This is a genomic window from Anabaena sp. UHCC 0187 (assembly GCF_009712035.1).
Lineage (GTDB): Bacteria > Cyanobacteriota > Cyanobacteriia > Cyanobacteriales > Nostocaceae > Dolichospermum.
Genome location: NZ_VILB01000007.1, coordinates 1 through 14,934, shown reverse-complemented (window position 1 = coordinate 14,934; position 14,934 = coordinate 1). Strand labels below are relative to the sequence as shown.

Here is a 14,934-nt window from a genome sequence, read left to right as displayed (position 1 = left end):
GGAGTATATGTTAAATAAAACTGATATTAAACAAAGTGGTGATTCTCAAAAAAAAGCAGCTTTGATTTCTCCAGCAAAAGTTGTTGAGAGTAGAGGAGATAATTTTAATTATCCTACAGCTTGGCATCATAGAGTGAAATATTTACAACAGTTTAAATTGAGTACAAAATCTATAATTTTGTCCATAGCTATTGGTACTTTACCAGTTTTGGGAATTGGCGCGATTGCTTATATTTTTGGGAGCAATTTGATTACTAAGCAAATTATTACATCTCAAGAAACGAAAGCAATTAGTTTAAGTGATACAGTTAATAATTTTATTGGCCAACGCTATGGTGATATTCAGGTATTATCTAATTTATCATTTTTGAGTCAAACTAGTGGAGGTAAAAAAGCAGAACCAGAAAATTCTAGCAAAAAACGCAAGGTTAATGTCAGCAAAATTAATATCGAAACACAAGCTGCCTTAGATCGGTTAATTAAAACTGGTAAAGTTTATGATAGTGTGGCTGTATTTGATCTTAATGGACAAGTAATTATTCAATCAAAAGGAGAATCTTTAAGTCCGGAAAAACAACTTACCTATTTTCAAAAGGTAATTCAAAAAAATATTCCTATTATTAGTCAACCAGAAATGGTTAAAAATATAGGCACAGTGATTTATATAGCTGCACCAATTAAGGATATAAGTCAGGGTAATACTATTGGTATAGTCAGAACCCGTATGCCTTTAAAAGCTTTAGGAGAAGTGGTAAAAGGTTATATAGATGATCCTAATGATCCTAATCAATATTATTTTTTAGATGAAACAGGGAAGATTTTAATCAGTTCTCATCAGGAATTAGTTAGTCAAGAAGCCATCGGTATATATCCTAACTTAGCTAATGTTTTAAGTGCTAAAGATATTGACACATTTACAACCATTACTAAAAATGAGAAAAAGCAGCAACTAATTAGTTATGTACCATTCCGAAAATTATCCAGTTTACCAGATATCAATTGGCAGTTAATTATCGCTAAAGATACAGCAATTGCCTTTAAACCACAAAGAGAATTTTTGACATTAATTGCAAGTACAACACCACTAATTGCATTATTAATGACGTTGTTTGTAGCTTGGTTAAGCCAGCGCATTCATGCCAAAATTGTTAATATTAATACATCTATAGCAGAAGCCAAGGGTAGCCAAGAGCAAATATACCTGAGTGCAGCCAACAAGAAAGAACATCAAGACATAGAAATTGAATGGCTACAATTACTGATAGATATTACCAAAAAAATTCGTCTAAATCTTCAGCCTGAATATATTTATCAAACAGCAATTTCCGAAGTTAGTCAAGTTTTAAAAACAGACAGAATCATCATTTATAAACGGCATCGTAAAACGCAAACAGGAAAAATAATTGCTGAATCAGTCACCGGTGATTGGCAAAAAATTCTGAAAGTATATAACAATAACTCTCATTGGCAAGAACTCATCCAAAATGGTGGATTAGAGGCTATATCAAATATTGAAGAATCGCCAAATTTAGCTCCTAGTTACATTGAATGGTTAAAGCAATTTTCTGTGCAAAGTAGTTTAACTGTACCAATTTTTACTCATGGGGAAATTCAAGGTTTCTTGATTACTCATCATTGCCGTAATTCCCATATTTGGCAACCTAGAGAAATTAATTTATTGACACAGGTGGCTGCACAAATTGGCTATGCTATAGAACAATCTCATCTAGTGATAGAGATCAAAAAATTAAAGGCGAATAGTAAATTAAATAATCATCAAGATACTGGAGAATTGCAAGATTTTCAGAATAGTCTTCAGCAAATTGTTAACCAAATTCAAGAAACTGTTAGTGAAGTGCATTTATCTTTAGAAAAATTCACAGTAGAAGCAGTGATAGAACCCGAACAAATAAACCGGAGCTTAGAAACTATTAACAATATGACTATTGCTATTCAATCTATAGCTGATATAGCACAGCAGGCTGTTAGCATTGTTAATGATACTAACCATACAGCTACTAAAACTGGAGAAGCGATGGATTTAACATTGCAAAATATTTTCTTTGTCCAAGAAACAGTTGATGAAATAGCTAAAAAAATCAGACGTTTAGGAGAATCTTCTCAACAGATTTCCCGTGTAGTTTCTGTAATTAATCAAATTGCTATGCAAACTAATTTATTAGCAATTAATGCGGGTATTGAAGCGGCAAGAGCTGGGGAAGAGGGTCAAGGTTTTGCGGTAGTAGCTGAAGAAGTAGGAGAATTAGCAGCCAGAAGTGCCACCGCAACTCAAGAAATTGAGGAAATAATTGCCAAAATTCAACGAGAAACTGGTGAGGTATTACAAACGATGATCATGGGAAATAATCAAGTCGTCGAAAGCAGCCATATTATCGAAAATGCCAAGCATGGTTTACAGCAAATTGTTGATATATCACAACAAATAGATACTTTAGTGCAGTCAATTTTAATTGCGACTACATCTCAAGTGCAAACATCACAAATTGTTAGTCAAACTATTCAGGATATTACTAATATATCAGCCCGTAGTAGTGATAATGCTCGTCAACTTTCCCAATCTGTACAAAAAGCAGTAGCTATTTCTCAGGAGTTAAAAGAGACTATTGAGACTTTCCCTCCTACTTGATATCCTCATTTGTTCTGAATTAATAACTAATAACTAAGGACTAATGACTAATGACTAAAGATAAAGAATTAGAAATCCAGATGCAATTTCTGGAAGAAGCCACTGATTATCTCAATACTTTAGAGGGGATATTACTGGAAATTGACACCAGTAAACGAATTGAATTAGAACATATTAATGCTGCAATGCGAGCCGCCCATTCTATTAAAGGTGGAGCGGCTATGATGGGATTTCGTGTATTAAGTGATTTAGCTCATAGATTGGAAGATGCTTTTAAAGTTTTAAAGACTCAGAAAGATTCCTTAGAACTTGATACTCATTTACAAAGTTTATTACTATCGGGTGTTGATTGGCTACGGCAGATTGTGGAATTACTTGCAAAAGGTAATGATCTCGATACTAGTTGGTTAAGAAAATCTTGTTACCCAATTTTTGATGAACTTTATGAGCGTTTAGGTGAACCTTCTCCAGAAGATATTACAACTTTGCTATCATCAGAAGATGGGCAAGAAATTATTCCTTTATTGTTTGAAACGGAAGTTGAAGAGTATTTACAACATCTCGAAGCTCGATTAAAAAATAGTAATAAATCAGGATTAAGAGCAGAATTGGTGATCATGTCTACTGAGCTAGGTGGATTAGGAGAAATGCTCCAATTAACAGCATTTACCAAACTATGTCAATCAGTTAGTCATTACCTAGAAACTTCTCCTGATCGTTGTGTGGAAATTGCCGATTTAGCATTAAAAGCATGGAGGCAATCTCAAGCTTTACTATTAAGTAATCAACAAGATAGTTTACCAACTAAAATTGATCTTGGTGAAGTTATTAATGATCATCATGCTAACAATTATACAGATACCTTATCAAATCGGCAAGATAATTTGTTGAATAAAGCAGTTATTTCTGATTTTCAATTATTAGAAAATGTTGAATTATCTCCAGAAATCAATCCTGATAAAGTATTGGCTTCAGAGAATCTGCCCATAGATTATAAATATACTGAACGTAAAAGCGATCTTAATTCACTTCCTAAAGAACGAGAAAATCAGGAAAATACAGTTAGAGTCCCTAGTAAACATCTAGAAAAAATTAATGATTTATTTGGGGAAGTTATTATTCAACGAAATGGGTTGAATGTCCAAATGGAAAGATTACGTAAATTAGTTCGTAGTCTCAGTCAACGAGTCCAAATTCTTGATCAAGAAAATCAAGAACTGCGGACAGCTTATGCAAAAATGATCATTCATAATCATCTTGCGGAGGAGTCAACTAATCATGGTAATCAAGACACAGAAAATAATGTTTTAGACCAGGATGGCTATCAAAAATTAAATTTGTTATCTCAGAATGTCATGGAAACTATCGTGCAAGTTGCAGAAGTTACCAGTGATATTCAATTAAGTGTTGATGATACAGACCAAATAGCGCGGAAACTGAATAAAACTTCTAAACAATTACAAAGACAATTAACCCAAGTGAGGATGCGTCCTTTTTCCGATTTAGTGGAACGTTTTCCTAGAGCAATTAGAGATTTAAATGTAGAGTATGGAAAAAATGTGCAGTTAAAAATTGAAGGTGGTAATACTTTAATTGAAAGGAGCATTTTGGAAGCTTTAAATGAGCCTTTAATGCACTTATTACGCAATGCTTTTGATCATGGAATTGAAGATCCTGCTACCCGTAAAAATCAAGGAAAATCCGAACAAGGGTTGATTGAAATGAAGGCAGCTTACCATAGTAATCGCACGATTATTACTATCCGTGATGATGGTCAAGGTATTTCTTTAGAAAAAATTCGTCATCGGGCTTTAATAATGGGTTTGGATGATTCTTTATTAGCGAGTGCAAGTGAAGAGGAACTACTATCATTAATTTTTGAACCTGGGTTTAGTACCTCGGAACAGGTAACAGCTTTATCTGGTCGAGGGGTGGGAATGGATGTAGTCCGAAATAACCTCAAGCTGGCGCGGGGAGATGTGAATGTTGATACCCAAACAGGAGTGGGGACAACCTTTACTTTATCAGTACCATTTACCTTGTCAGTAGCGCGAGTCTTATTAGTAGAAAGCGATCGCTTAGTGTTAGCATTTTCCACAGATGTAGTAGAGGAAATTTTCTTACTAGAAAATGAGCAAATCTTTTCCCAAGATGGTAAAGAATTTATTAATTGGCAAGATATTCAATTACCATTGTTGCGTTTAAATAGTTACTTTGAGTTTAATTGCTCTCGCTACAATAACTTGGAATTAGAAACTCTGCCCATAATTAATGCTACAAGTGTATTGATAGTCAAACATGATCATCAACAAATAGCAGTTCAAGTAGAACGCTGTTGGGGTGAACAGGAAGTAGCTATTCGTCAAGTAGAAGGTAATATTCCTCTACCTAGCGGTTTTAATAACTGTACAATTCTTGGTGATGGTCGAGTAGTTCCCTTGGTTAATACCAATGATTTAGTATTGTGGATTACTACTGGTGAACGTCCTCATGTTAGCAATAAGTTACCAATAACCAGATTACAAACCGCTTTCCTAAAACCACCAAAAGTTCCAACTCCAATCCAACCTACGCGCCAAAAAGGCATAATTTTAATTGTTGATGATTCAATTAATGTGCGGCGTTACTTAGCCCTAACTCTAGAAAAAGGTGGATATCAAGTAGAACAGGCCAAAGATGGTCAAGACGCTTTAGAAAAGCTGGAAAGTGGTTTACAAGTCCAAGCTGTCATTTGTGATATTGAAATGCCACGGGTTGATGGTTATAGCTTTTTAGAGCGCGTCAACGCTAATGCAGAATTCAGAAATATTCCTGTAGCAATGTTAACTTCTCGTAGTAGCAGTAAACACCGTCAATTAGCCATGCAGCTAGGGGCAAAAGCTTATTTTTCTAAGCCTTACAATGAGCAAGAATTATTACGGAAATTAGAGGAGATAATTTTTCAAGTCGCACCAATAGTATAAGTTTAGTTAATTATTTTTTCTTCTCTCTGCGTCCTCTGCGCCTCTGCGGTTAGATAAAAAAGAGCTTTAGGGCATTACAGACATGATAAAAATTCGACAGCGATGCCTACTAACAAGGCATCGCGGATTTTAGATTTGCGATTGACCCGTAATCTAAAATCTAAAATCCAACCAGCGATTTAATGGTTCACTGCGGCCGCTTCTCGTGCTGCTGCTGCTTGATCTGGGTGAATACCCAAACGGGTGAGGTTAATTCGACCCTTATTGTCAATTTCTCGCACCTTGACAATCACCTCATCACCAACAGCTACCTCATCTTCAACCTTACCAACGCGGTAGTCAGCGAGTTGAGAAATGTGAATCATGCCTTCTTTACCGGGCAAGAATTCCACAAAAGCACCAATGGGTATAATCCGAGTCACACGACCGATGTAAACATCGCCTTCATGAAGCTTACGAGTCATGCCTTGAACGATGTTCCGCGCTCTCTTAGCTCGGTTTTCATCAACTGCGGAAATAGTGACAGTACCATCATCTTGGATGTCAATTTTTGCACCGGTTTCTTCAGTGATACCCTTAATGGTTTTACCACCAGGCCCAATGACTAGACCAATCATGTCAGGATCAATCTTAATCGTTAACAGACGTGGGGCAAAGGGTGAAGTTTCTTCCCTGGGGGTGTCAATAGTCTGGAGCATTTTTTCCAGAATGTGCAACCGGGCAGGTTTGGCTTGGTTGACAGCTTGGGCAATTACTTCTAAAGGCAAACCAGATATTTTCATATCCATTTGCAAAGCGGTAATCCCCGTATCTGTACCAGCAACTTTGAAGTCCATGTCACCTAAAAAGTCTTCAATGCCTTGAATATCGGTAAGGATTCGCACTTCGTCCCCTTCCTTAATCAAGCCCATTGCCGCACCACTCACGGGTTTGGTAATGGGTACACCGGCATCCATCAGGGATAGACTAGAACCGCAAACTGAACCCATTGAAGTAGAACCATTGGAAGACAGCACTTCCGAAACTACGCGAATGACGTAGGGAAATTTATCCTTGGGTGGTAGTACAGGTAACAATGCCCGTTCCGCTAATGCACCATGTCCGATTTCCCGTCTACCAGGGGCGCGTAATGGTTTGGTTTCGCCGACGGAGAAGGGAGGGAAGTTATAGTGATGCAGATAACGCTTGGTTTGTTCTAGTTGCAAGTCGTCATTGAGATTTTGGGCATCTCCGGGAGTACCAAGGGTACACATTGATAGTACCTGAGTCAGTCCCCGGTTAAATAAACCGCTGCCATGGACTCGTTTGGGTATGATGCCAACTCGACAAGATATAGGGCGAACTTCATCAAGTTTGCGACCATCAACGCGGACATTATCTTCGACAATTTGACGGCGCATAAAGTATTTGGTAATACTTTTAAATGTATTGCCAAGAGCTTTAGAATTTGCTGTGGCGGCGATGCGAATAGGGTCTTCTTCTGGTAAAGCTTTGATTTCAGCCGCGATACTATCTTTAACTGCATCCAAAGCAATATCACGATCAGTTTTAGTTAACTCAAATTGCGCTAAGATTTTTTTGATCTCATCATTAGCGCGATCGCGGATATAGTTTTCTAAGGTCTGATCTACTTCTGGTGGTGCTTCTTGCACAAGTTTTATACCTAATTCATCCAGCAAATCTAACTGGGCTTGAATTAAATCCCGAACTGCTTCATAGCCAAAATCAATCGCTTCAATAATATCTCGCTCTGGCAACTGATTTGCACCCGCTTCCACCATGATCACCCCATCTGGTGAACCAGCGACAATTAAATCCAAATCTCCCGCTGCAATTTCTGCGTAGGTAGGATTAATAATAAAATCATCACCCACTAAGCCCACTCTCACTGCGGCCATTGGTCCATTAAAAGGAATTTGGGCAATGAGGGTAGCAATTGAAGCACCTGTTACTGCTAACACATCAGGGGGGACTTGCTCATCCATTGACATAGTTATTGCCACAACTTGCAAATCATCCCGCAACCATGAAGGGAATAAAGGACGGAGTGGACGGTCAATCAGACGACTAGCAAGAATTGCCTTTTCCGGTGGACGACCTTCCCGGCGCATAATTCCCCCAGGAATTCTTCCCGCTGCATACAATCTTTCTTCGTAATCTACGGTCAGTGGCAAAAAATCAATGCCTTCCCGCGCTGCTGACCTTGTAGCCGTTACTAAAACAGTTGTATCTCCTGATTGTATCAAAACCGACCCACCTGCTTGGGGGGCTAGTAGGCCAACCGTTAGTCGAATATCCCGTCCATCAAAGGATATTGACTTTTCAAATTCTGCCATTCAGTTTTTTTTCCTTCTCTTACGCGATTCTCACTCTGTGGCAATCCTAACATTTATGCAGTCTAGACGGCTTCTGTAATGAACAAACATAAAACAAAATTCCCCCAGTTAGCTGTACAACAGGGTTCATATCTGGGTTTGTTACCTAAGTTCTATTTTTGCTGAACGATTTCATCATAGTTCATCAATCAATTAAGAGGTGATTAACTGTATCACATCTCCTAAAAATTGCCCGATGCTTTACCATGTGAATAAAGTTGTACAATAAATAAGATTCTTATCTATAGTCTCTTAACTGTGAACAATAGATTTTATTTTTTAACAAACCACTCCAGGCACAGAGGTAACAGAGATGGAGAAATAACAGATTATTGCATTTTATTTAGGATTCCTATCGCAATTTATAAAATAAATAATTAGTCTATTTAAGTATGGCAATTTTACACGGAACTTGGGTTATAAATCATCAAAATAGTTATTTCTTTATTTGGGGAGAAACTTGGCGTTCTTCACAGGTAAATACTGAAGTATCTAATGAAATCATTTCACATCCATTGGCAATGACGTTAGGGGAATTAAATGAATGGTTAGACGCATCCAATTTATCAATTACTAATTTAATTCAAGCATCTCCTACTACTAAACAAAGAATTAAAAGTAAAGCACCAACGGCAATCAAGTTACCTACCCATTCACAAATAATTTCTTTGCCAACTTATTTTTTAGCAGATAATAAATCAGGGTTAACCACAATTTCCCCAGTTCATTCTGTCAGCATAGATATAGATTCTCCATCTTCACAATATTTACACCCTTGGAGAATAGATGGTTTTTGTCTCACTCCAGCATTAGCAATTAAATTTCTCTCATCTTTACCCCTGAGTGCAACTGATAGTAAAGCGGCTTTATTAGGAGCAGATATTCATTTTTGGGTACATATTTACAGATGGCATTTAGATTTAATTTCTCGTTGTAAATTTTTACCAACTGTTGAAAAACAAGATAGTAATGTAATTGCAAAATGGCAGGTACTTCTAGATAGTGCTGTAGATGTCACTAGGTTAGAAAAATTCGCTGCACAAATGCCCTTAGCTTGTCGGACATATCAACAAACCACCGAAAATATAGCAATTGATTTACCATTATTACCTCAAGAATTAATATTATCATTCCTCAATAACATTACAGATAATCAATTACGGTTAATGGTTGGTTCTCAATCTCCGCTTGAACCTAGAATCATGATGTCTTTACCTGTGGTATTACAGCAATGGTTACAAGGATTAATTAATTCAACTAATACAATTGATGCCGCAGGGGGAGAACGTTTAGAAACTACATTAAAAGCTTGGACTTTACCCTTACAATATCAACTTACAGGCCAAGCTTTATTTAGAACTTGTTTTCAATTGCTTCCTCCAGAAAATCAAGAACCACATTGGACTTTAAAATATTTTCTCCAAGCCGCAGATAACCCAGAATTGTTAATAGACGCAGCGACAATTTGGCATCAACCTGTAGAAAAATTAGTTTATCAAAATCGCACGATTGAAAAACCTCAAGAAACTTTTTTGCGAGGTTTGGGTTTAGCTTCTCGATTGTATCCGATAATTACCCCTAGTTTAGAAACCGCATCTCCCGAATTTTGTCACCTCACCCCCATGGAAGCTTATGAATTTATCAAAGCTGTAACTTGGAAATTTGAAGATAGCGGTTTAGGAGTAATTTTACCTCCTAGTTTAGCAAATCGGGAAGGGTGGGCAAATCGTTTAGGGTTAAAAATTAGTGCCGAAACTCCTCAACAAAAATCAGGGCGTTTGGGTTTACAAAGTTTATTAAACTTCCAATGGCATTTGGCAATTGGGGGACAAACAATTTCTAAAGTTCAATTTGATAAACTGGTAAAATTAAATAGTCCTTTAGTCGAAATTAATGGTGAATGGGTAGAATTGCGTCCCCAAGATATTAAAACTGCCCAAAACTTTTTTAGTTCTCGTAAAGAACAAATGTCTCTTTCCTTAGAAGATGCTTTACGCATTAGCAAAGGAGATACCCAAGTAATTGAAAAATTACCCGTTGTCAGTTTTGAAGCTTCCGGTGCATTGGAAGAATTAATTGGCACATTAACTAATAATCAAGAAATTCAAACTTTACCAACTCCTGGCAATTTTACCGGACAATTAAGACCTTATCAAGAACGTGGTGTAGCTTGGTTAGCGTTTTTAGAAAGATGGGGTTTGGGCGCTTGTTTAGCGGATGATATGGGATTAGGTAAGTCCGTGCAGTTTATAGTTTTCCTACTTCATCTCCAAGAACAAAACGCATTAGAAAAACCGACGCTTTTAGTTTGTCCGACTTCGGTTATGGGCAATTGGCAAAAAGAAGTCAAAAAATTTGCTCCTACTCTTAAAGTTTTAGAATACCACGGTGATAAACGCCCCAAAGGTAAAGCATTTACCGAAGCAGTTAATAAACACGATATAGTAATTACTAGCTATGCACTGATTCACCGCGATATTAAATTATTAAAAACAATTGAATGGCAGATAATTGTTTTAGACGAAGCCCAAAATGTTAAGAATTCAGAAGCAAAACAATCACAAGCAGTCCGACAATTAGAAACCACATTTCGGATAGCCTTAACAGGAACACCTGTAGAAAATAGATTACAAGAATTATGGTCTATTTTAGATTTTCTGAATCCCGGTTATTTAGGGAATAAACAATTTTTCCAAAGACGGTTTGCTATGCCCATTGAAAAATATGGTGATACTGCTTCTTTAAATCAATTACGTTCTTTAGTTCAACCTTTTATTCTGCGACGGTTAAAAAGTGATAAAGACATTATTCAAGACTTGCCAGAAAAGCAAGAAATGACTGTTTTTTGTGGATTAACTGCCGAACAAGCCACACTGTATCAACAATTAGTAGATGAATCTTTAGTAGAAATTGAATCTGCCGAAGGTTTACAACGTCGAGGGATGATTTTAGGGTTATTAGTCAAGCTGAAACAAATCTGTAATCATCCGTCCCAATATTTGAAATTAACAACTTTAGAAAAACATCATTCAGCTAAATTACAACGACTAGAAGAAATGTTAGATGAGGTGATAGCAGAAGGAGATCGCACTTTAATTTTCACACAATTTGCTGAATGGGGTAAATTACTAAAACCGCATTTAGAAAAACTACTAGGACGGGAAATATTCTTTTTATATGGTAGTACCAGTAAAAAACAAAGAGAAGAAATGATTGATAGATTCCAAAATGATCCCCAAGGACCACCAATTATGATTTTATCTTTAAAAGCTGGTGGTGTCGGCTTAAATTTAACTAGGGCAAATCATGTCTTTCACTTTGATAGATGGTGGAATCCCGCAGTTGAGAATCAAGCCACAGACCGAGTATTTAGAATTGGTCAAACCCGTAATGTTCAAGTCCATAAATTTGTCTGTACTGGAACATTAGAAGAAAAAATTAATGATATGATAGAAAGTAAAAAACAACTAGCAGAACAAGTTGTAGGTGCGGGAGAAGATTGGTTAACAGAAATGGATACAGACCAACTTCGCAACTTATTAATATTAGATCGGAATGCTGTTATTGAAGAAGATGAAGTTTAAAAATATATGACAGAAAACATAGACCATGACCGCTTATTCAAAGAACTAATATCAACCTTTTTCATAGAATTTATAGAATTATTCTTTCCTCAAGTTCTTGAATATATAGACACTGAATCAATTATATTCTTAGACAAAGAAATATTTACTGATGTTACCGCAGGAGACAAATATGAAACCGACTTAATAGCCAAAGTTAAATTTTTAGGTCAACCTTCTTATTTTGTGATTCATATTGAAGCCGAATCAGGTGCAAGATCGAAATTTAATCAAAGAATGTTTCGTTATTTTGCCAGATTAGATGAAAAATTGGACTTGCCAATATATCCCATAGTTATATTTTCCTACGACTCACCCAAAACCGTAGCCGTGAATAACTATCAAATCAACTTTCCTGATTTTCAAGTGCTAAAATTTAATTATCAAGTAGTGCAACTGAATCAACTCAACTGGCGAGACTTTTTAGCCCGTCAAAATCCGGTTGCATCGGCTTTGATGTCAAAAATGAGCATAGCACCAGAAGATAGGCCAAAAGTCAAAGCAGAATGTTTAAGGTTATTAGTCACCTTAAAATTAAATCCGGCCAAAATGCAATTAATATCAGGTTTCATTGACACATATTTGAGATTGAATAAAATAGAAAAAGAGAAATTTCAAACAGAAATAGGCACATTAATTAAAGAAGAAAAGGAGGAAGTTATGCAAATTGTCACCAGTTGGATGGAAGAAGGAATTGAAAAGGGAATTGAAAGAGGAATTGAAAGAGGAATTGAAAGAGAAAAAAATTTAATTCTCCGTCAAATTAATAGGAAATTTGGACAAATTGATATGGAATTAGAAACCGAAATTAGAAGTTTAAATATAGAAATCATTGAAGCTTTGGGAGAGGCAATATTTGATTTAGATACTGTGGAAGATTTGCAAAATTGGTTAGATAATCTTTGATATATGAATAACGAAACCTTACAAGCAAGTCGGGAATGGTGGTCACAAAGATGGCTCGATTTACTAGATTCCTACCGATTTAAAAAGCGCTTAGAACGGGCTAGAAATTATTCTCGACAGGGAAATGTTCTGAGTATTAAATTTAAAGCTGCGAAAGTATTAGCGAGGGTTCAAGGTAGTGAAGCAGAACCTTATAAAGTTTCTTTATCTCTTGATGCTTTTAGTGAAGAAGAATGGGGTTATGTTGTGGAAACAATGTCCCAAAAGGCGATTTTTGCGGCTAAATTATTAGCGGGGGAAATGCCACAAAATATTGAAGAAGTTTTTATCAGTAATGGTTTATCATTGTTTCCCTTTACTCTGACTGATGTTCACAGTAAATGTTCTTGTCCTGATAAAGCCGTTCCTTGTAAACATATCGGTGCGGTATATTATCAATTAGGCGATCGCTTTAGTGAAGATCCTTTTGTGTTATTTCAATTACGTGGACGCACAAGAGAGCAAATTATCAGCGATTTACGTCAATTACGTGGCACTAAAAATGTAGAGACAATTCAGGAAATATCAGAAATTCAACCAGAAGTTTCCGAAAATCAATATCCCGTTAAAATAGCTGATTTTTGGCAATATAATGAGCCATTAGAATCGTCTTTAGTAGTAATTTCACCTGCGGTGAGTGACACAGTATTAGATGTATTAGGGACAATTCCTTTAGCGAAAGATGAGGAAAATACAACTAATTCCCCTGCTGGTGATTTGGTGATGAAATATTTGCAAGCAATTTATCAAGATGTGAGTCAAAAGGCTTTTTTAGCAGCGATGAATGTGGGGGGATGAAACTTTTATGGGGTCATATTTATGATCCTCAAAAGGACTGAGGCACTTCTGTTTTATAAATTCAATTGTGTCACATCCAAAGGTAAACAAACCATAAAAAAGCCCTTGCTGTAAAAGCAAGAGCTATAAAAAGCATTATATTGTCAGTAATGAAATCAAGCTAAGAACAACCTAGTCGAGGTCAGGCATAAACATTACTGGTTCTGTCTCGCGGTTAATACCTTTCTCAAAACCACCAGCAGCAGCACGGGCGCGGCCTGCGTGCCACAAGTGACCAATGAGGAAGAAGAATCCTAAAACGAAGTGTGAGCAAGCTAACCAAGCTCTAGGAGACACGTAGTTAAAGGAGTTAATTTCAGTAGCTACACCACCCACAGAGTTCAAAGAACCCAGAGGAGCGTGTGTCATGTATTCAGCCGCCCGACGAGCTTGCCAAGGTTGAATATCATTCTTGATTTTTTCCAGATCAAGACCGTTAGGACCACGAAGAGGCTCTAACCAAGGACCACGGAAATCCCAGAAGCGCATGGTTTCACCACCGAAGATGATTTCACCACTAGGAGAGCGCATCAAGTATTTACCTAGACCGGTAGGACCTTGAGCAGAACCAACGTTAGCACCTAAACGTTGGTCACGAATCAAGAAGGTTAAAGCTTGCGCTTGAGAAGCTTCAGGACCAGTAGGGCCAAAGAATTCGCTGGGGTATGCGGTGTTGTTGTACCAAACCATGATGGAAGCAATAAAGCCCATCAAGGAAAGAGCGCCCAAGCTATAGGAAAGGTAAGCTTCACCAGACCAGATGAAAGCACGACGCGCCCAAGCGAAAGGCTTGGTAAAGATGTGCCAGATACCACCAGAAATACAAATTAATGCAATCCAGATGTGACCACCAATCAGGTCTTCCATGTTATCAACGCTCACAATCCAGCCTTCGCCACCGAAGGGAGATTTGACGAGATAACCGAAGATGATCGCGGGGTTCAGTGTGGGATTAGTAATCACACGCACATCACCACCACCGGGAGCCCATGTATCATAAACTCCACCGAAGAACATAGCCTTCAGTACCAACAACAACGCCCCACATCCTAAGATGATCAGGTGGAAGCCGATGATGTTGGTCATCTTGTTCTTGTCTTTCCAGTCATAACCGAAGAAAGAAGAATATTCTTCTAAGGTTTCAGGACCACGAACGGCATGATAAATACCGCCAAAGCCTAGAACTGCGGAGGAAATTAGGTGAAGTACACCCACAACAAAATAGGGGAAGGTATCAAGAACTTCACCACCTGCACCAACGCCCCAACCGAGGGTGGCGATGTGAGGGAGAAGAATTAAGCCTTGTTCGTACATAGGCTTTTCTGGGACGAAGTGAGACACTTCAAACAAAGTCATTGCCCCAGCCCAGAAGACAATTAAACCAGCATGGGCAACGTGAGCGCCAAGTAGTTTACCAGATAAATTGATTAAACGGGCGTTGCCAGACCACCAAGCGAAACCGCTGGATTCTTGGTCGCGTCCACCACTAATAACTCTATTAGAGAGCGTTACCACGTGGGAGTACCTCCTCTGGGAATACGAAC

At 37.5% G+C, this 14,934-nt stretch carries 7 protein-coding genes; 5 read left to right on the top strand and 2 right to left on the bottom strand.

Features of this window, described 5'->3' with window-relative positions:
* The first annotated feature begins 7 nt into the window (after positions 1-7).
* Positions 8-2,647, top strand: coding sequence for a methyl-accepting chemotaxis protein (locus tag FJR11_RS06380; RefSeq protein WP_168502878.1), 2,640 nt, complete (start codon positions 8-10; stop codon positions 2,645-2,647).
* A gap of 50 nt (positions 2,648-2,697) precedes the next feature.
* The gene (locus FJR11_RS06375; protein ID WP_168502877.1) at positions 2,698-5,610 is read left to right on the top strand and encodes a response regulator; all 2,913 of its coding nucleotides are present in this window, start codon (positions 2,698-2,700) and stop codon (positions 5,608-5,610) included.
* A gap of 179 nt (positions 5,611-5,789) precedes the next feature.
* Here the strand turns inward: FJR11_RS06375 and FJR11_RS06370 are convergent, their stop codons facing one another.
* A complete protein-coding gene (locus tag FJR11_RS06370) occupies positions 5,790-7,946 on the bottom strand; it encodes a polyribonucleotide nucleotidyltransferase (protein WP_168502876.1) in 2,157 nt (718 codons plus the stop codon).
* Positions 7,947-8,377: 431 nt separating this feature from the next.
* Here FJR11_RS06370 and FJR11_RS06365 point away from each other — a divergent pair, with 431 nt between their 5' ends.
* Genes FJR11_RS06365 through FJR11_RS06355 form a run of 3 tightly spaced genes read left to right on the top strand, consistent with a single transcriptional unit; the run spans position 8,378 to position 13,351 of the window.
* The gene (locus tag FJR11_RS06365; protein ID WP_168502875.1) at positions 8,378-11,569 is read left to right on the top strand and encodes a DEAD/DEAH box helicase; all 3,192 of its coding nucleotides are present in this window, start codon (positions 8,378-8,380) and stop codon (positions 11,567-11,569) included.
* Between the two features lie 6 nt (positions 11,570-11,575).
* Entirely contained in the window at positions 11,576-12,514 is a 939-nt protein-coding gene (locus FJR11_RS06360; protein ID WP_168502874.1) for a DUF4351 domain-containing protein, read from the top strand.
* 3 nt (positions 12,515-12,517) lie between these two features.
* Positions 12,518-13,351, top strand: coding sequence for an SWIM zinc finger family protein (locus FJR11_RS06355; protein WP_168502873.1), 834 nt, complete (start codon positions 12,518-12,520; stop codon positions 13,349-13,351).
* A 171-nt stretch (positions 13,352-13,522) separates the two neighbouring features.
* On the opposite strand, the gene psbC is transcribed toward FJR11_RS06355, so the two are convergent.
* Entirely contained in the window at positions 13,523-14,905 is a 1,383-nt protein-coding gene (psbC, locus tag FJR11_RS06350) for a photosystem II reaction center protein CP43 (RefSeq protein WP_168502872.1), read from the bottom strand.
* Between the last annotated feature and the right edge of the window lie 29 nt (positions 14,906-14,934).

Excerpts from the sequence above, each read along its gene's own strand:
- FJR11_RS06380 (WP_168502878.1), top strand. The coding sequence starts at position 8 with ATGTTAAATAAAACTGATATTAAACAAAGTGGTGATTCTCAAAAAAAA.
- FJR11_RS06375 (WP_168502877.1), top strand. The coding sequence starts at position 2,698 with ATGACTAAAGATAAAGAATTAGAAATCCAGATGCAATTTCTGGAAGAA.
- FJR11_RS06370 (WP_168502876.1), bottom strand. The coding sequence starts at position 7,946 with ATGGCAGAATTTGAAAAGTCAATATCCTTTGATGGACGGGATATTCGA.
- FJR11_RS06365 (WP_168502875.1), top strand. The coding sequence starts at position 8,378 with ATGGCAATTTTACACGGAACTTGGGTTATAAATCATCAAAATAGTTAT.
- FJR11_RS06360 (WP_168502874.1), top strand. The coding sequence starts at position 11,576 with ATGACAGAAAACATAGACCATGACCGCTTATTCAAAGAACTAATATCA.
- FJR11_RS06355 (WP_168502873.1), top strand. The coding sequence starts at position 12,518 with ATGAATAACGAAACCTTACAAGCAAGTCGGGAATGGTGGTCACAAAGA.